This window comes from Propionivibrio soli (genome assembly GCF_025770765.1).
Taxonomy (GTDB): Bacteria; Pseudomonadota; Gammaproteobacteria; order Burkholderiales; family Rhodocyclaceae; genus Propionivibrio; species Propionivibrio soli.
In genome coordinates this window covers 338,856-355,515 of record NZ_JANZKY010000001.1, presented here as the reverse complement: position 1 = coordinate 355,515, position 16,660 = coordinate 338,856, and the positions used below count along the sequence as shown (strand labels likewise).

At 63.3% G+C, this 16,660-nt stretch carries 18 protein-coding genes; 9 read left to right on the top strand and 9 right to left on the bottom strand.

Annotated features, from left to right (window positions below):
* Positions 1 to 91: 91 nt before the first annotated feature.
* The 8 genes from NZ453_RS01575 to polA all read right to left on the bottom strand — a co-directional run bounded on the left by NZ453_RS01575 (position 92) and on the right by polA (position 9,440).
* Entirely contained in the window at positions 92 to 1,513 is a 1,422-nt protein-coding gene (locus NZ453_RS01575; RefSeq protein WP_263768518.1) for an ATP-binding protein, read from the bottom strand.
* The gene (locus NZ453_RS01570; protein WP_263768517.1) at positions 1,510 to 2,172 is read right to left on the bottom strand and encodes a response regulator; all 663 of its coding nucleotides are present in this window, start codon (positions 2,170 to 2,172) and stop codon (positions 1,510 to 1,512) included. Before NZ453_RS01570 ends, NZ453_RS01575 begins: the two co-directional genes overlap by 4 nt.
* Entirely contained in the window at positions 2,173 to 2,823 is a 651-nt protein-coding gene (locus NZ453_RS01565; protein ID WP_263768516.1) for a tetratricopeptide repeat protein, read from the bottom strand. It lies immediately after the preceding gene.
* 64 nt (positions 2,824 to 2,887) lie between these two features.
* Complete coding sequence (locus NZ453_RS01560; protein ID WP_263768515.1) at positions 2,888 to 3,685, bottom strand: SDR family oxidoreductase; 798 nt, start codon at positions 3,683 to 3,685, stop codon at positions 2,888 to 2,890.
* Positions 3,676 to 4,341 (bottom strand): iron-containing redox enzyme family protein, encoded by a 666-nt coding sequence (locus NZ453_RS01555; protein ID WP_263768514.1) that lies wholly within the window; start codon positions 4,339 to 4,341, stop codon positions 3,676 to 3,678. The genes NZ453_RS01560 and NZ453_RS01555 overlap by 10 nt, the downstream gene beginning before the upstream one ends.
* A complete protein-coding gene (locus NZ453_RS01550) occupies positions 4,328 to 5,824 on the bottom strand; it encodes an AMP-binding protein (RefSeq protein WP_263768513.1) in 1,497 nt (498 codons plus the stop codon). Before NZ453_RS01550 ends, NZ453_RS01555 begins: the two co-directional genes overlap by 14 nt.
* On the bottom strand, positions 5,821 to 6,441 hold the full coding sequence (locus NZ453_RS01545; RefSeq protein WP_263768512.1) for a thermostable hemolysin: 621 nt from the start codon (positions 6,439 to 6,441) through the stop codon (positions 5,821 to 5,823). The genes NZ453_RS01550 and NZ453_RS01545 overlap by 4 nt, the downstream gene beginning before the upstream one ends.
* A 221-nt stretch (positions 6,442 to 6,662) precedes the next feature.
* Complete coding sequence (polA, locus tag NZ453_RS01540; RefSeq protein WP_263768511.1) at positions 6,663 to 9,440, bottom strand: DNA polymerase I; 2,778 nt, start codon at positions 9,438 to 9,440, stop codon at positions 6,663 to 6,665.
* A 35-nt stretch (positions 9,441 to 9,475) separates the two neighbouring features.
* On the opposite strand from polA, the gene NZ453_RS01535 reads away from it, so the two are divergent.
* From NZ453_RS01535 to NZ453_RS01495, 9 genes are all read left to right on the top strand, one after another.
* A complete protein-coding gene (locus tag NZ453_RS01535) occupies positions 9,476 to 10,201 on the top strand; it encodes an LOG family protein (RefSeq protein ID WP_263768510.1) in 726 nt (241 codons plus the stop codon).
* Positions 10,202 to 10,240: 39 nt separating this feature from the next.
* Entirely contained in the window at positions 10,241 to 10,579 is a 339-nt protein-coding gene (locus NZ453_RS01530) for a DUF2782 domain-containing protein (protein ID WP_263768509.1), read from the top strand.
* Between the two features lie 131 nt (positions 10,580 to 10,710).
* Positions 10,711 to 11,448, top strand: a complete 738-nt coding sequence (locus tag NZ453_RS01525) for a BPSS1780 family membrane protein (protein ID WP_263768508.1) — start codon at positions 10,711 to 10,713, stop codon at positions 11,446 to 11,448.
* Positions 11,449 to 11,523: 75 nt separating this feature from the next.
* On the top strand, positions 11,524 to 12,297 hold the full coding sequence (locus NZ453_RS01520) for a BPSS1780 family membrane protein (RefSeq protein WP_263768507.1): 774 nt from the start codon (positions 11,524 to 11,526) through the stop codon (positions 12,295 to 12,297).
* Positions 12,290 to 12,970, top strand: coding sequence for a nicotinate-nucleotide adenylyltransferase (gene nadD / locus NZ453_RS01515; protein WP_263768506.1), 681 nt, complete (start codon positions 12,290 to 12,292; stop codon positions 12,968 to 12,970). Before NZ453_RS01520 ends, nadD begins: the two co-directional genes overlap by 8 nt.
* Before the next feature lie 7 nt (positions 12,971 to 12,977).
* Positions 12,978 to 13,340, top strand: a complete 363-nt coding sequence (gene rsfS, locus NZ453_RS01510) for a ribosome silencing factor (protein ID WP_263768505.1) — start codon at positions 12,978 to 12,980, stop codon at positions 13,338 to 13,340.
* On the top strand, positions 13,337 to 13,807 hold the full coding sequence (gene rlmH, locus NZ453_RS01505) for a 23S rRNA (pseudouridine(1915)-N(3))-methyltransferase RlmH (RefSeq protein WP_263768504.1): 471 nt from the start codon (positions 13,337 to 13,339) through the stop codon (positions 13,805 to 13,807). Before rsfS ends, rlmH begins: the two co-directional genes overlap by 4 nt.
* 4 nt (positions 13,808 to 13,811) lie before the next feature.
* Positions 13,812 to 14,435 carry a Maf family protein gene (locus NZ453_RS01500; protein ID WP_263768503.1) on the top strand — a complete coding sequence of 208 codons (624 nt, stop codon included), beginning with the start codon at positions 13,812 to 13,814 and terminating at the stop codon, positions 14,433 to 14,435.
* A 144-nt stretch (positions 14,436 to 14,579) separates the two neighbouring features.
* Complete coding sequence (locus tag NZ453_RS01495) at positions 14,580 to 15,491, top strand: PilZ domain-containing protein (RefSeq protein WP_263768502.1); 912 nt, start codon at positions 14,580 to 14,582, stop codon at positions 15,489 to 15,491.
* A 32-nt stretch (positions 15,492 to 15,523) separates the two neighbouring features.
* On the opposite strand, the gene NZ453_RS01490 is transcribed toward NZ453_RS01495, so the two are convergent.
* A complete protein-coding gene (locus tag NZ453_RS01490; RefSeq protein WP_263768501.1) occupies positions 15,524 to 16,609 on the bottom strand; it encodes a glycosyltransferase family protein in 1,086 nt (361 codons plus the stop codon).
* Between the last annotated feature and the right edge of the window lie 51 nt (positions 16,610 to 16,660).

The following is a 16,660-nucleotide window of genomic DNA, read 5'->3' as shown; positions in this document are numbered from 1 at the left end:
GCGGCAAGCGTCTTATCGGAGCACGGCCGTGTGGGGCGCACGGGGGATGCCCAATCGAGCGGGCAGGTACCTAGCGATCCTCGGCAGCGACTTAGCCGGCGATCGTGGCCGAGGCCGCCGACGCCCGGGGGTCAAGCGCTCCGCCGGAGCGGCGTGCGGGCCAACGGAGCGTGGCGTCGAGACCGCCGCCTTCACGGTTGGCCAGTTCCAGCGTCGCGCCGTGCAGCTCCGCGATGCGCTGCACGATCGTCAAGCCCAATCCGCTTCCCTCGGCGCTTACCGCTGGGCCGCGATAGAAACGCTCGACGAGGCGCGGCAATTCATCGTCCGCGACGCCAGGGCCGCGGTCGCATACCGACAGCCGAATGTCTCCGTCCTTACAGCGCAGACTGACGGCCACGGTGCTGGCCGGAGGCGAGTAACGGACGGCGTTGTCGATCAGATTCCGCAGCGCGACGCCGAGGAGTTCGGCGTCGCCGTCTATCGTCGGCGTCTCTTCGTCCACCGAGAGCGCGATGACGCTGTCGGGCGCGCTGTCGAGTACCGCCGCAGCGACTTCGCGTGCCAACTCAGCCAAGTCGACGGGTTGCGCATGGGTAATCCCGGCAAGCGGTTCGAGGCGCGCCAGGCGCAACATCTGCTCGACCACCCGGGTGGCGCGGTCGATGCCCTTTAGCGTCTGCGTCAGTGCGTGCCGCCTCTTCTCGGCATCTTCGCTGAGCAGAGCGACTTGGGTCTGGATACGCACAGCCGCCAATGGCGTCCGCAATTCGTGGGCGGCATCCGACGTGAAGCGCCGCTCGTTTTCCAGCGAACCGGCAAGTCGGAACAGCAGCCGATTGAGCGCCGCAACAAGCGGTTGCGCTTCACGCGGCGCCGTCGCATTCGCCAGCGGCGCGAGGTTTTCCGGCGTACGTTGCGAAACGTCGGCAGCGAGGTCGTCGAGCGGTTTCAGTCCTCTGCGGACAGAGACATAGATGGCAAGGAGAAAAACCGGGAAAAATAAACCGAGCGGCGTGACCGTCTTCTTCGCGATTTCGAAGGCCTCCTTGTCGCGAGCGCGAAGTGACTGGCTGACCTGGATGCGATGGGTCCCGTCGCTGGTTTCGAGGACGACGTTGCGCCAGCCGATGCCCCCCGCGTTGCTCGTGGAAAAACCGAGCTTGCCCTTGCGCGACAGTTCAGGTGCTTCTGACGAACGCACCAGCGCCTTGCCTGATGCGTCGGCGATCGTGTATTCCAGTGCGAGCCGACTGTGTGCCGCCAAGCCGCGTTGGTTGGCGATCAGGTTCGGCAGATCGGCGAGGTGTTCCGGCCCATGCTGGACTTGCGCGAGCATCAAGCGCGCGGTTCCGGCGATCTGGCTGTCCATCAGTTCCTGGACGTCGTGGCGCGCCTGCCGGTAACTCAGCGTAGCTGCCACGCAGAGGATGAGCACGGACGATACCGAGACGAGGGTGAGCAGCCGCCGGCGCAGCGAAACAACCGGTCCGCTATCGAGGCAGCAAATCACGGCGTGTCGCCGAGTTGGTAGCCGAGGCCGCGGATGGTCTTGATGAAATCGGCACCGAACTTCTTGCGCAGGTGGTGAATGTAGACTTCCACCGTGTTGCTTCCGGTTTCCTCGCCCCAGGCGTACAGGCTCTCTTCGAGCTGCGCGCGAGTGCGGATCTGATTCTTGTAGCGCATCAGATCGTGCAGGAGCGCGAACTCGCGTGCCGACAAGGTGGCAGGCTGGCCCTTGAACGTCACAGTTTTCGCCGCTGGCTCGAGAACGACGCCGGCATGTTCCAGCGTCGGCCGGGCCTCGCCGGTGGCACGGCGCACGATGGCGCGCAAACGGGCCAGCATCTCGGGCAAGTCGAAAGGCTTGGTTAGGTAGTCGTCCGCGCCCGCGTCGAGCCCGGAGATTTTGTCAGTGCTGGTATCTCGCGCCGTCAAAATGAGGACCGGCAGACGGCTGCCGCGTCCGCGAAGCTCCTTGAGCACCGACAGTCCGTCGCGCCGCGGTAGTCCCAAATCGAGTACACAGGCATCGTATTCGTGATCGAGCAGCGCGAGGTTGGCCGCCTCCCCGTCGCGAACCCAATCGACGGCATAGTCGGCGAGTTTCAGCCCCGCATTGATTCCGTCTCCAAGCAGAGGGTCGTCTTCAACGAGCAGCACACGCACTTATTTCGCTTCCTTTTCGAGTTTGTCGAGCAGCGCCTTGATCTCCTGCTTACGGCCGCTGTCGGCGAGTTCCCGGCCCGGGCGCGCGGGCGCCTTGAGCGCCGTTTCGAGGTGCCGGCGAGCGTCCGCCGGCCGGTCGTTATCCATCAAATACTCGCCGTAAAAGAAATTCGGGTCAATACCATCGGGATTGACCGCCAGCGACTTCTTGAAGTACTCCTCGGCCTTGCCCTTGTCGCCGAACCCGAGCGGCCACCCGGGAACCTTGGCGTAGAGTGTGGCCAGACTGGTGTAGGCGGAACCGTTCAGCGCCTCGCCGTTGATCTTCACTGCTTCGTCCAGACGCTGGCGGGCTTCCTTGGCCAGGGAAAGTGCGCCCAAGCCGGAGCGCACGCCGGCTTCGCTGGATAGCACGATGCCTTCCCAAACCAACGGTTCCGCCGTTCCGGGGTGGGACTCGGCGGCCTTGCGCGCTTCCTGTGCCAAAGCGTGGTACTGCTCGGCCTGCTGTTTTTCCGGTGTCTTGTACTTGATCTCCGCCCATTTCGTTTGGATGGCGCGGACCGAATCCTCTCCGTTTTGTGCGAAGGCATGGCCACCAAGAATGAGAGCCAGCGTGGCGGTAGCAAGGAGTTTCGAAACAGCGTGCATGCGAATTCCTTTCAAGACAAAATCAAATGATTGGTGCCGGCGAGGACGGCCTCGCGGCGAGTATTCAGTGCGGGCGCGCGGCGTGCTGCTTGATCGTCGGCAGCTTGCCGGCGAGGGCACGATCGATGACCTGTGGCGCCAGGCCGTTGACCCACGCGAACAGTCGTTCGGGAAAACCGATGTGACGCTCGACTTCGTTGCGAGCAAGGGCGGCGACGATTTCTCGGGCAACTTCGCTCGGCTGATCGCTGTGCGTATCGAGTGCCGCGTTGAGCGCGTTGACGGCGCCGCTGTTCATCGGCGTGTCGATTGCCCGTGGCGAAATATGCACCACACTCACCAACGAATCGGAGAGCTCGCGGCGCAACGCCTGGGAAAAGGCGCGCAGCCCGGCTTTGGCCGCTGAGTAGGCGGCGAAGCCCGGAAACGGCAACGAGCCGAACATCGATCCGATATTTACGATGGCAGCTTGCGGCTGCGCGCGGAGCCAGGGAACGAGTGCGTGCGTCAGGTGTATCGGCGCCTCCAGGCTTGTCGCGAGGACGCGCTCGATGGTTGGCCACTCCTGGTTTTCGAAGAGTCCGAAGGCGCTTGCGCCGGCATTGTTGACCAGTACGTTGACACGAAAGTCCTGTGCCGCCCGCGCGATGACGGCGACGCCTTCCGCACGGGTCAGGTCGGCGCAAATTGTCGTTACCTCGCCGCCTTGGGCGGTGAGCAGGGCGCGCAGCTCGGCCAGCTTGGCCGGCTCGCGTCCGGCCAGCAGCAGGGCGGCGCCGGCTCCGGACAACTGGCGGGCAAGCTCGTAACCCAAGCCGCCGCTGGCGCCGGTTAGCAGAATGCGTGCATGGGTTAGTTGCATCGCAGTTCCCGAACGGTCGGCAACGCACGGAAAATGTCGCCGTAGAGCTTGAAAAAGACGCGGGCGGCGCGCAGCACGTCGGCCTGATCGTCGGGCGTCATCTTTTCGAGCAGGTCGGCGAGGTGCCGTGTGTGCTCCTGGTCGAGCGTGCCGTGCGAACGCAGGTAGGAGAAGGCCGAGTCGGGGAGGCCGAGCGCTTGTTGGATGCGATCCGCCGCGTTCAGGGCGAGCGCCACGCTCGTTCCCTCGAGCACGAACACCATGCCGAAGAAGGCGGCCGGGTTGCCCCGATGGACGAGGTCGTAGGCATAGGCGACCATCAGTTCGGCAGGCAGGTCGGGACGGCTCACGCGCACTGCGTCTGCGTCGCCACCGGCGGCTGCAATATCGTTGAGGATCCATTCCTCATGGCCGATTTCCTCGGAGATGTATTCGGCGACGGCACGGCGTAGCCATGCAAGGCGATCGGGCAGGCGTCCGCCCAGCGACATGAGCAGCGGCGTCGTGTGACGCACGTGGTGGTAGGCCTGCCCGAGGAACGCGAGGTAGCTTTCCTTGCGAATCTCGCCGTGCAGACAGTCCTGGATCAGCGGGGCGGAAAGCAGGTAGTCACGGGCTGCCTGCGTCTCGGCGGCAAGCCGCTCATAGAAAGGCATGGGGGTTCTCCTCATCGGAATAGAGCGCCGCTAGTTCAGCGGCATAACGTTCGATAATCGAAGGGCGGAGCGGGCGCCCGTTGCCGGTCGCCAGTCCGTTCTGCAGCGTGAAGGGGGCGGCGGTAATCCACTTGCCGATGCGGGCATAGTCCGGGAGGCCGGAATTGGCCCGTGCGACAGCGTCTTTCATTACGTCGAGAGCCACACCGGGCAGCGGAACGAGGATCGCGCACAGCGTGGCATGGCCGTCGCCGGCGACAACCGCCTGCATGATTTCCGGTTGCGCCAGGAGGGCCGACTCGACCCACTCGGGCGACACGTTGCGGCCGTATGACGTGATCAGCAGGTTCTTGCGCCGGCCGGAGAGATGCAGATGGCCGTTGTCGGCTATCGAACCCAGGTCTCCCGTCGCGTAGGGCCGGCCAGCTTCAATTGGTGTATCACCGAGGTAGCCGAGGAAGGCTCGGGAGACAACTTCGATTTCCCCTCCGCCTTCGTCACATGAGTTTCGTAGGTGGACGTGTACATGCGGCAAAGGACGGCCGACCCCGGCATCATCGTCACCGGGAGTATTGAGGCTGACGACCGAACCGCATTCGGTGAGGCCATAGCCCTGGTATGCAGGAATGCCGAGTTGCCGTGCCTTGAGCAATGCGGCGTGCTCGACGCGCGAACCGCCGACGGCGACAAACTTGAGGCCCGCTGGGGCCGGTTCCCCGCGCGTCGCGAGATAGAGTGTCCACGCCTTGAGGAGCTCGGGAACGAGGATCAGGCTGTCCGGTCGCTGCGCCTCGACAAGACGCTGCAAAGCGTCAGGTGCGAAACCTGCCATGCCACGCCAGCCGACTGCCGCCAGCGGTGGCAAATGAACCTGAGCGCCGCAGAGCAGAGGGGCGTAGATGCCGGCAGAGTTTTCGAGCAGGAGCGAAAGCGGCAGTACCGAAAGATGCCGGGTAATTCCGAGCGGGCCGAGCCGGGAGTTGAGGGCTTGCGCCGTGTCGACCAGCCCGTCCGCCGACAGACAAACGCCTTTGGGTGCGCCGGTGCTGCCCGACGTGAAGGAAATCTTCGCCGTCCCGACGGGAAGCTCCGCCGCGTCGATGTCGCGCCGCATCCAATACAAACCGCGTTGAGTAGCGACGATGTGGAAGCCGGGTGTCGCCGCCAGGATGCGTTGCGGCTGGTCCGTCAGTACGGTGTTGGCTCGGGTTTGCTCCAAGGCATGGGCGAGCTGGGATTCCGTGAAGAACGTCGGTAGCGGCAGGACGGCGACGCCGTTGCGCAAGGCGGCAAGGTCAGCCACGGCCCAGTCCGGCGAGTTGTCGGCGAGTATTGCCAATACCCGCACACCGGCCAGACGTTCGGTTGCCGTGGCGATCTCCGCCTGCACCCGGACGGCATTCCACGTCTCCGTGTCGCTGGAGAAGACGGTTGCGCCTACGGGGTAGCGTTCGAGGGCCTCGAACAGGACTTGGCCATTCATGCGCCAGCTCCATTGCGTTCAAGAGCGAGGCGAATGCGTCCGGCGACGACGACCGGTTCGCTCTTGTAGTACGTGCCCCACTCACTGGCCTCCGCGCCGAGTCGGCTCGGGTCGGCTTTGGTCAACGCCAGAAGCGGCAATCCCAACTTGGTGAAGATGCCGATCAGTTGGCGCGTGGCTGTAAAGACGACCCATTCGTAGCCCTGATCGGCGAGGTGTCGTGCGAGTTGGATGATCACCTGTACACTGCCGCCCGCGTGTCGGGAGGCGAGATTGCCGGCTTCGACGATGTGGCGGCGCTCGACGCGCTGTCCGGTCAGGTTTTCCAGCGCCGCTTCGATCGGCGCATCGAGGTAACGCTCGAGAAACAGCGAGTCGTAATCGGCACCCCGCCAACCTGCCGTCGCGGCGATGCCATTATGCTTTTCGAGAACAAAAAGATTCGGGGCGATGGAGCTGACCAGCGCTCCGTAATGCCGATGAAATATATCGCGAATGAACGACTCGGCCTCCGGACGAAGCGGCGAGCACGGACCTACATGAATGGCGCGCGTGGCGGACCGGGAGCCCGGTCCGTCGAAAGGGGCGTGCGCGGGTGAGTGTGCGGCGGTCTGCATGAGTGGCCTTTTCCGTATGGGACGGCCGCATCGTAGGCAGCCATCCTTAACGGGGTCTTAACCATTCGCGATGGAAGAGACGTCCTGCACGCACTCCTTCTTGGGCACTGCGCGCCCGGCGGTCGTCGCAGGAACGTCAGTGCGGCATTACACCGCAGAGCGCGTCGCGGACCCCGGCCGGAAAGAGAAACCCGCTCCGGCGGTAGTGCAGCGAAAGTGCCCTAGTGCGCTTGGTCCCAGTTGGCGCCGACGCCGACTTCGACCGCGAGCGGCACGCGCAGTCGGGCCACCTGAGTCATCAGGCCCGGAAGCTCGTCGCGGACGCGCGCGAGTTCGCCATCGGGCACCTCAAGCACGAGTTCGTCATGTACCTGCATCACCAGGCGAGTCGCGAGTTGCGCGGTATCGATCCAGCGTTGCACGGCAATCATCGCGAGCTTGATCAAGTCAGCGGCGGTACCTTGCATCGGGGCGTTGATCGCGGCGCGTTCGGCACCTTGCCTGCGGCCGGCCTGCGAGGCGCGGATTTCCGGCAGCCAAAGGCGCCGGCCGAAAACCGTCTCGACGAAGCCGTTGGTTTTCGCGGCATTGCGCGTGCTCTCCATGTAACGTGCGACCCCGGGATAGCGCGCGAAGTAGCGTTCGATATACGACTGTGCCGCGCTGCGTTCCAGGCCGAGCTGGCGGGCGAGGCCAAACGCGCTCATGCCGTAGATCAGGCCGAAGTTGATCACCTTGGCCACGCGGCGCTGATCCGGGCCGACCTCGATCGGGGTGACGCCGAAAATCTCCGACGCGGTGGCGCGGTGCACGTCCTCGCCTTGCGCGAAGGCTTCAAGCAGCCGCTCGTCTTCGGAGAGGTGCGCCATGATGCGCAATTCGATCTGCGAATAGTCGGCGGAGACGATATGCTCGCCGGGCGGCGCGATGAAGGCAGCGCGGATGCGCCGTCCCTCGGCGGTGCGCACGGGAATGTTCTGCAGATTCGGATCGTTCGACGCCAGGCGCCCGGTGACGGCGACGGCCTGCGCGTAGCTGGTGTGTACTCGTCCTGTCTGCGCATTCACCATGCGCGGCAGCTTGTCGGTGTAGGTGCCCTTGAGCTTCGCGAGCTGGCGCGATTCGAGCAGCAGTTTGGGCAGCGGGTAGTCGAGGGCGAGTTCGGAAAGCACTTCCTCGTCGGTCGATGGTGTCCCTGACGGCGTCTTCTTCTTGACCGGCAGCCCGAGCTTGCCGAACAGGATCTCCGCGAGTTGTTTCGGCGAATTGACGTTGAACGGCTGCCCGGCGAGCGCATGGGCTTCGGCTTCAAGTTCGAGCAGGCGCTGCCCGAGCTCGCCGCTTTGCCGCGCGAGGAGGTCGGCGTCGATCGTCACGCCGTTGCGCTCCATACGGAACAGAACCTCGCGTACCGGAATCTCGATCTCTTCGTAGACGCGAGTCAGGCCGGGCTGCGCCGAAATCTGCGGGTACAGGCGTTCATGTAAACGCAGGCACAGGTCGGAGTCTTCGCTGCCGTACTCCGCGGCGCAATCGACGGCGACCTGGTTGAAACCGATCTGGCTTGCGCCCTTGCCGCACAGTTGCTCGAATGGGATCGTTTCCAGGCCGAGGTGGCGCAGCGCGAGCTGCCCGAGGTCGTGGCCGCGCACGCCTTCCTTGCCCGCTTCGAGCACATAGGATTGCAGCAACGTATCGTGCGCAACGCCGGCCAGCGCGATCCCGTGGTTGGCGAATACGTGCTGATCGTACTTGAGGTTCTGCCCGATCTTGGCGTGCTGCGTCGATTCGAGCCAAGGCTTCAAGCGGGTCAGTGCCTCGTCGCGGGGCAATTGCTCGGGGGCTCCCGCATAGTCGTGCCCGAGCGGCAGATAGGCCGCCTCGCCGGGTGTCACCGCGAATGAAATACCAACGATGCGGGCCGCCATCGGATCGAGGCTCGTCGTCTCGGTGTCGAGCGCCGTGAGCGGTGCCGCTTCGATCTTTCTCAGCCAGGTGTCGAACGTTGCCCAGTCAAGGATGGTGGCATAGCCGGCCCGATGCGAGCCGTCATTGAGTAGATCGCCCGCCGGCTTGGTGCCGGCTTCCGCTACCGCCGTCGCGGCTATGGTTACGGCTGGCGTGGCGTCCGCCGGCGAGGAACCAATCGCCTGCGCGTCCTTCAGCCACGATTTCATTTCATAGCGGGTGAACAACTCGATCAGCGTTTCGCGCTCCGGCGCGCGCGGCACGAGGTCGGGAAGGGTAAATGGCAACGGGATGTCGCAGCAGACGGTAACGAGCTTGCGCCCGAGCGGCAGGAAGTCGAGCGCCTGGCGCAAATTCTCGCCGACGACACCACCGATCTCACCCGCGGCGGCGATCACGCCGTCGACCGAGCCGTATTGCTGCAGCCATTTGACGGCTGTCTTGGGCCCGACTTTTGCGACGCCCGGCACGTTATCCACGGCGTCGCCGACGAGGGTCAGGTAATCGACGATGCGCTCGGGCGGGACGCCGAACTTGGCGAGCACGCCGGCTTCGTCGAGGATCTCGTTGGTCATCGTGTTCACGAGTTTCACGCGTGGCCCGACGAGCTGCGCAAGATCCTTGTCACCCGTCGATACGATAACGTCGATGCCTTCGGCCGCCGCTTGCCGGGCGAGGGTGCCGATGACGTCGTCGGCCTCGGCGCCGTCGATCATCAGGATCGGCCACCCGGAAGCGGCGACGCCGGCGTGGATCGGCTCGATCTGCCGCACCAGATCCTCCGGCATGGCAGCACGGTTGGCCTTGTATTGGGGGTACCAATCATCGCGGAACGTCTTGCCTTTGGCATCGAAAACGCAGGCTTTGTAGGCGATGTCGTGCGCCTTGTGGTCACTATCCAGCCGGCGTAGCATGTTCAGCACGCCGTAGATGGCGCCGGTCGGCTCACCCTGGGTGTTGCGCAAGTCCGGCATGGCGTGAAAAGCCCGGTACAGATACGACGACCCGTCGACCAGCAGCAAGGTTGGCATAGTGTCGATTAATGAAATTTGAGAAAAAGGCCGAAATGACCGAGAAAGCAAAGATACCGCAGATGCCCGACCCGGACGCTTCGAAATTCACCGCGTCGCAGGAGGCGTGGCGGGTTTTCGGCATTATGTCAGAGTTCGTCGAGGCGACGCAGCGCCTGTCAGCCATTCGGCCGGCGGTCTCGATCTTCGGCAGTGCGCGTACGTCGCCCGATTCACCGTATTACAAGCTCACCGAGGAAATCGCGCGACTGCTGTCCGACGCCGGATTTTCGGTGATCTCGGGCGGCGGGCCGGGAATCATGGAGGCGGCCAACAAGGGCGCGTTTTTCGGCAAATCGCCGAGCGTCGGCCTGAATATCCAGCTTCCGCACGAGCAAACATCCAACGGCTACCAGGACATCTCGCAGACGTTCCGCCACTTCTTCGCGCGCAAGTACATGTTCGTGCGCTTCGCCAACGCCTACGTCGTCATGCCGGGGGGCTTCGGTACGCTCGACGAGTTGCTGGAGGCTTTGACGCTGATGCAGACGGGCAAAAGCCAGCGGATTCCGATCATCCTCGTCCATGAACCGTTCTGGCGCGGGATGGTCGACTGGTTCAAGAGCACGCTTCTTGCCGAGAAGGTGATATCCCCCGAGGATCTCGATCTCATCCAGTTGATCGACAATCCGAAGGACGTGGTCGAGTCGATCTTCAAGCATTACGAGAAGCGCAGTTTCGGCCCCTTGCCGCGGGAACACGAGATGCTGTTGAATCTGTAATACAATCAGGGCTTGCCACCGTTACCGGAAGTTTTTGTCATGCGCCGTTCTCTGAGTCTCCTCGCCGTGTTGGTTTTCGTTGCCGTGCCGGTGTCGGCGCAGCAGCGGAACGAGCCGCCGCCGGCGCCGGATGCCAGACCGCCCGCCGTGGCTCCGCTCGACGAATCGCTCGAACCTCAGGTCACGATCAGAAAACGCGAAGGCAGCACGATCGAGGAGTTCCGCCTCAACGGACGGCTGTACAAAATAAGAGTGACACCGGAGAACGGCCCCCCGTACACGTTGATCGATGCGCGCGGCGACGGGACGTTCGTTCCGGCGGAGAGCCCGGGATCTCCGGCTTTGAGCGTGCCGATGTGGGTGATCGGCACGTTCTAGCCGCTCACCTTGTCGCCGTTCTTGCCGGCCGACACCGCAAGTGCGCAAACCGGCGGGGATAGCCCGCAGTGTTCGCGTTTTCATATACCGATAAGAAACTCGCGACCAGACTCGTAATTCCTCCGCCTTCCATGGACCAGTTTCCGATTCCCGCTCCGGAGTTCAACGGCCGCAGCCGCGCCGTTGACGCGGGTAATGCGCTCGAGTGGTTGCGCCAGGGCTGGGCGCTGTTTGTCGCGAGCCCGGCCGTCTGGATCGCGATGACGATCATCCTTCTCGTGCTCATTTTTGCGCTCGGCATCGTGCCGGTAATCGGTGCGCTCGCCGTCAACCTGTTTACTCCCCTTATTGCGGCCGGGATGCTGCATGTCTGCCAGCGTCTCTCGAACAGCGAAACGCCGGTCGTTGGTGATCTCTTCATCGGCTTCAACCGCAACCCCGGGGCGCTGATCATGGTCGGCGTGCTGTATATGGCGGCGATGTTCGCGATCTTCGTCGTCGTTGCCTTCCTCGGCGGCGGTACCGCCGCGAGCGGGTTGGCGATGGGGTCGCCGCTAGGATTCGTTCTGGCCATCGGTGGCGTGATGTTCGCCGGCCTTCTGTCGCTGGCCCTGTTTGTTCCTCTGGCGATGGCCGTCTGGTTCGCTCCTGCCCTTGTTTTCTTTAACAACATGCAACCGGTCGATGCGCTCAAGGCTAGCTTCGGCGCCTGCCTGAAGAATATTCTGGCGTTTCTGATCTATGGCCTGACCGTCATGGTGTTGGCGTTTTTCGCGGCGCTACCGGTCGGGCTTGGCTTTCTCGTACTGATTCCCGTGCTCGCCGGCTCGCTCTATGCATCCTACCGGGACATTTTTGTCGCCAATTGAGCCGGGGGTTCCCCTCGCCCTCACCGGGCCGGCCCATCCGGGCCGACTCGTTCTTCTTCCTCTTTTGCTGAGCTCATGCAAGCACTGACTCTTCCGGCCTTGCGCGGCTGGCGCTGGATCTCCGAGGGCTTCGTCCTCTTTCGCAAGAAGCATCTGATGCTTTCTTTGCTCGTTTTCGGCTACTGGGTGCTCATGGCCCTTGTCAATTCGCTACCGGTGGTCGGCCAGATTGCGGCGACGTTACTCGTACCGGCGTTCTCCGTCGGGTTGATGAATGCGTGCCGTATGATCGAGCAGGGTGTGCCTTTGCCATCCGATGTGTTGTTCTCGGGGTTTCGCCAGAACCTGCGCGCTTTGCTCATGCTCGGCGCGCTCTATATTGCATTCAGCGTCGCTATTCTCGCTGTTTCGTCGGCTGTGGACGGCGGGGCGCTGTTCCGTTTCGTCACTCTCGGGCAAAGACCGAGCGGAGGCGCTGTGGCGGAAGAGGTTTCGCTCTCGGTGTTGGTTGCGCTCGTTCTGTTCGCGCCTGTCCTGATGGCCTACTGGTTTGCTCCAGTGCTTGCCGCCTGGCATGGCCTCTCAGCGGGGAAGTCCCTCTTCTTCAGTCTTGTCGCCAGTTGGCGGAACTGGCGTGCTTTCCTGGTCTATGGCGCCGTCGTGACGCTCGTCGGCGCTTTCGTTCCCGGCCTCGTCGCCGGGGTGCTTGGGTCATTGTTTGCGAGCGCCGGTCAGTTCTTCTCGGTCGTGTTCACGGTGGCGATGATTCTCGTTCTCTTGCCGACGCTGTATGCGAGCTTCTACGTGAGTTATCGCGACGTTTTCGTCAGCGTGGACGAGCATGCCTGAACTCACAGTGGTGGACGCGGCGCCGCTGGGTGTCTTCGGCGGCACCTTCGATCCCGTTCATCTCGGTCATCTGCGGCTGGCTGAAGAAGCTGCAGACGCGCTCGGGCTGGTGAAGGTGCGATGGGTCCCCGCTGGACAGCCTGCTCTGCGTCAGACACCGAAGGTCAGCCCCGCGCAACGGCTGGAAATGGTACGTTTGGCGATCGCTGGCAACCCGCGCTTTGAACTCGACGCTTGCGAAGTCGAGGCGGCGCAACCGAGTTACACGGTGCCGACGCTCGAACGCTTGCGTCTACCAAATACGTGTGGCGCCGCCCGGCCGATCGTCCTGCTCGTCGGGGCAGATGCTTTCTCGGGCATGGTCGGCTGGCATCGCTGGACGTCGCTGTTCGACCTGGCGCACGTGGCGGTCGCGCACCGTCCCGGTTTCCCGATCGTCGCCGCAAGCCTGCCGCCCGCACTGGCGGATACCTATCGCGAGCGGTATAGCGAAGATCCCGGCGTGTTGCGGGCAGCGCCGGGTGGACGCATCGTTTCCTTCGCCATGACGCAACTCGACATTTCGGCAACAAAGGTCCGGGCGCTGCTGTCTCAAGGATTGAGTACGCGGTATCTGGTGCCCGATTCCTCGGCGGCGTACATCGCGGCTCACCAACTTTATTCGGAGAATTGACCGTTCAATGAAAGTAACCCAGCTCGAAAAAATCGTCGTTGCCGCCCTTGAGGACATCAAAGGCCGCGATATCGAAGTCATCAACACGTCCAAACTTACGCCGCTGTTCGAACGCATCGTCATTGCCTGCGGCGATTCCAATCGGCAGGTGCGTGCGCTTGCCAACAACGTGCAGGAAAAAGTCCGCGAAGCCGGCGGCGAGGTGATATCCACCGAGGGCGAGGACAGCGGCGAGTGGGTCCTCGTGGACCTCGGCGAAATCGTCGTGCATGTGATGCAGCCGGCAATCCGCAGCTACTACAACCTCGAGGAACTGTGGGGCGGTAAAGGGCCGGCCCGGGTTCGCAAGGCCGTCGCTGCCGGGGCATGAAGCTCGGCATTCTTGCCGTCGGCCATAAACTCCCGGATTGGGTGGCCGAAGGCTGTGCCGAGTACCAGAAACGCATGCCGCGCGAATTGCCGCTGACGGTCGTCGAAATCAAGCCGGAACCGCGCGGTACCAAGACCCGTGAGCAACTTCTCTCGGCCGAGGCGAGCCGCTTGCAGCCTGTTTTGCAAGGGTACGACCGGATCGTCGTTCTCGACGAGCGAGGCGCCGACCTGACGACCATGAAGTTGGCTCAAAGGCTGGAGGGCTGGATGCGCGAAGGAGGAGATACGGCGTTCATCATCGGTGGGGCGGACGGCATCGACGAAGGACTCAAATGCCAAGCCGATGATACGATACGCCTTTCGAGTTTGACCCTGCCCCACGCCATGGCGCGACTCATCCTCTGCGAACAGCTTTACCGCGCGGTCAGCGTGGTGAAAAACCACCCCTACCACCGCGAAGGCTGACGACATGTATCCCAGCCTTGTGAACCCCAGGATCTATCTTGCGTCACGCAGCCCGCGTCGCCGTGAATTGCTGGCGCAAATTGGTGTGCAGTTCGATACCGTTTTCCTGCGCGACTCGCCGCGCGAAGAGAGCGAAGTGGATGAAACGCCGCTCGCCGGGGAACCGCCGCACGTCTATGTCGAACGACTGGCTCGGGCCAAGGCCGAACTGGGGTGGCTGATCGTCAGCTGGCGCAAGCTGCGCCACCAGCCGGTGTTGGCCGCCGACACGACGCTTGAGTTCAACGGCGAGATCATCGGCAAGCCGGTGGATGCCGGTGACGCGCAGCGCATTCTGAGCCGGCTTTCCGGGCAGACGCACCGTGTGTATACGTCGGTAGCCGTTGCCTTCGAAGGTCAGATCGAATCCCGGCTCTCGGTGAGCGAGGTCACCTTCGGCGACCTTGAGGTATCGGATATCCGCGAGTATGTCGCCAGCGGCGAACCGATGGACAAGGCCGGCGCCTACGGCATTCAAGGCTATGCCGGCGGATTCGTCCGCCATCTCGCCGGCAGCTACTCCGGCGTGATGGGCTTGCCGCTTTACGAAACGGTACAACTGCTCAAACGCTTCGACTACCCGTTATAGCGTTGTCATGGTGGCGGCCACCTGCGGATAGGCTGCGGCTCCTTTTTCCGGTAGAGTTCCGGAATCGAATTCCCTTCGACGTCGCCGAAGCTCCTGGTCGTTGCGGCTTCGGTCCCCACGGCAGCGAATGCTGGAAGGCGAAAAATGCTCAAAACACTTTTTGGCAAAGGATCGCGCGAGGGTCGGGCAAAGGACGCATTGCCCGGTTCGGCGCGGACGAGGATGGACCTCGCGCAGGTCCGAACCCTGATCGATTTCTTCCCAATCGGGAAGAAGCTTCGCTACTACCCTGAATTCCAGCGCGAGATCGTATTCGACACGCTGGTTGTCGCCTACGGCGTCAACGGGCATTTCATTTACTCCGCCGACTCGATCGAACGGGATGACGACGGTGTGCCGCGAGTATTTCATTGCCCCGAACGCGGCATGCGGATTCCCGCCACGGCCATTCATCTGTTTCAACTGCTCGTCCCGGACACCTCCGAACTGGAGACGAAACTCGACTATCACCGCTGGGGAATCATCGGGCGCGGCCGGCAGTTCAACGCAGGTAATTGCATCTCGCTTATTTCAAACTCGGGCGTCAAGGGCGTCTCGACGGTCGATACCGAAGTCGCCAAGCAGGTTAATCTGCCCGACGGCCCGTATGCCACGACGAATCTCGTGTTGCTCACGCCGGACTTGTCGACGCTTTCCATCACCGATCAGCGGCGCAAGGTCAGGACGAAGATCAACGCGCCGGTCAAACTTGCGTTGCCTGACAATCCGCTCGCCCGTTTGTGCAGGATTGTCGATATTTCCGAGGGCGAGCTGCGCCTGCGCGTGCGCGAGCATGGCACGTCGATGCCCGAACTGGCGCGTGGCGACATCGTCTTCATCGAAACCGAACTTGGGGAGGCCGAGCGGCATTACTTCATGAAGGCATCGGTTATCCGCCGCTCTGGCGAGACGTGCGTCGTGCATCTGGAAGGGCAGTTGAAGGATGGCAAGCTACGCCCGCTTGCGCCGCTCGATCTGCTCGAATTGAAGGCAGGATTGCTCAACTACGGAAAGTGATTCGTGGGTGGCGGTTCCGTGGACGCCGCGCGTCAACGCGCGCTGCTGCTCAGCGCGGTCGCGATGATAGAGGCGGCCTCCTCGTTTCCCGACGGAAAAGGTCGGGGCGGAGCCGGTTGCCGCCACAGCTCATCCAGCGCCTCGTGCAACTGGCCGGCCATCAGGTCGGCCGGTTCCACTTCGCGGCAGCGGCCGTTGGCCTGCAGCCAATCGACTAGGCAGTCCTGTTCCGGCCAGTCGTCGCGCCCGACGTAGAGGAGCGGTGTGCCGCCGCAGGCTGCTTCGACGAAAGTCCCATAACCCGGTTTGGTGACCGCCGCGTCGGCGCTGCACAACAGGTCGGCGAAGGGCAGGCCAGTGTCTTCGAGCGGGACCATGTCGGCGCGTTGGGTACGCCAGGCACGTGGCACCAGCCAGCGCCGCCCCGCGCGTTGTGGCCAGCGTTCGGCGCCCAGGTCTTTGTCGAACCCCCCGAAAGCGATCAAGACGAGCTTCTCGTCGTACCCGGCATTCAGGTTCCGCCGCAATTCGGCTCGCCGATCGCAGCCGAGTGTGGCGACCGGCGCGACCATCCGGCACCGGGGGAGGCGGCTCATTGGCATGGCCGGTGTGAGGCGCAGAAAAACCTCGGCTACCCCGTAAGCGGCGAGGATCTGAGCGTGGATCGGCGGCGCCCAAGACTCGGCACCGAAAACATGCAGGAACAGGTCGGCCCAATTGAGCGAGCACATCGCCAACGAACGGATACCAGCCGCGTGCGCCGCGGCAAGCGGCAGATACGCCACATCGGTGAGCACGAGGTCCGGTTTCTGGTTGGCGAGAAGGCCGGCCTCGCTCGCGACGCGGACCGTCCAGTTGGCGTGGAAGTCGCGGTAGACCGTCGCCGATGCAGCCTTGTCGATGTGCGTCGCGTCGTGCATGACGAAGCCGAAATCACTGGTTCCCTGCACGAAGGTGAAATCCAGCGGGATACGGGCGCGCAAAACGCTCTCCGCGACGCCGCTACGGATCGTGAGCCGCAAATCCGGCAGTTTGCGCGCGAGCGTGTTGAGAACCGGTGCGGCCTGCGCCAAGTGACCGAGACCGTGAGGCGAAATGTCGGCAAAGAGATGAGGCATCGGGAACTAACTAACTGCACGTAAACGGTGACCGGGGCAATGAGAATGCGA

Excerpts from the sequence above, each read along its gene's own strand:
- NZ453_RS01565 (WP_263768516.1), bottom strand. The coding sequence starts at position 2,823 with ATGCACGCTGTTTCGAAACTCCTTGCTACCGCCACGCTGGCTCTCATT.
- NZ453_RS01560 (WP_263768515.1), bottom strand. The coding sequence starts at position 3,685 with ATGCAACTAACCCATGCACGCATTCTGCTAACCGGCGCCAGCGGCGGC.
- NZ453_RS01555 (WP_263768514.1), bottom strand. The coding sequence starts at position 4,341 with ATGCCTTTCTATGAGCGGCTTGCCGCCGAGACGCAGGCAGCCCGTGAC.
- NZ453_RS01550 (WP_263768513.1), bottom strand. The coding sequence starts at position 5,824 with ATGAATGGCCAAGTCCTGTTCGAGGCCCTCGAACGCTACCCCGTAGGC.
- NZ453_RS01545 (WP_263768512.1), bottom strand. The coding sequence starts at position 6,441 with ATGCAGACCGCCGCACACTCACCCGCGCACGCCCCTTTCGACGGACCG.
- polA (WP_263768511.1), bottom strand. The coding sequence starts at position 9,440 with ATGCCAACCTTGCTGCTGGTCGACGGGTCGTCGTATCTGTACCGGGCT.
- NZ453_RS01535 (WP_263768510.1), top strand. The coding sequence starts at position 9,476 with ATGACCGAGAAAGCAAAGATACCGCAGATGCCCGACCCGGACGCTTCG.
- NZ453_RS01530 (WP_263768509.1), top strand. The coding sequence starts at position 10,241 with ATGCGCCGTTCTCTGAGTCTCCTCGCCGTGTTGGTTTTCGTTGCCGTG.
- NZ453_RS01525 (WP_263768508.1), top strand. The coding sequence starts at position 10,711 with ATGGACCAGTTTCCGATTCCCGCTCCGGAGTTCAACGGCCGCAGCCGC.
- NZ453_RS01520 (WP_263768507.1), top strand. The coding sequence starts at position 11,524 with ATGCAAGCACTGACTCTTCCGGCCTTGCGCGGCTGGCGCTGGATCTCC.
- nadD (WP_263768506.1), top strand. The coding sequence starts at position 12,290 with ATGCCTGAACTCACAGTGGTGGACGCGGCGCCGCTGGGTGTCTTCGGC.
- rsfS (WP_263768505.1), top strand. The coding sequence starts at position 12,978 with ATGAAAGTAACCCAGCTCGAAAAAATCGTCGTTGCCGCCCTTGAGGAC.
- rlmH (WP_263768504.1), top strand. The coding sequence starts at position 13,337 with ATGAAGCTCGGCATTCTTGCCGTCGGCCATAAACTCCCGGATTGGGTG.
- NZ453_RS01500 (WP_263768503.1), top strand. The coding sequence starts at position 13,812 with ATGTATCCCAGCCTTGTGAACCCCAGGATCTATCTTGCGTCACGCAGC.
- NZ453_RS01495 (WP_263768502.1), top strand. The coding sequence starts at position 14,580 with ATGCTCAAAACACTTTTTGGCAAAGGATCGCGCGAGGGTCGGGCAAAG.
- NZ453_RS01490 (WP_263768501.1), bottom strand. The coding sequence starts at position 16,609 with ATGCCTCATCTCTTTGCCGACATTTCGCCTCACGGTCTCGGTCACTTG.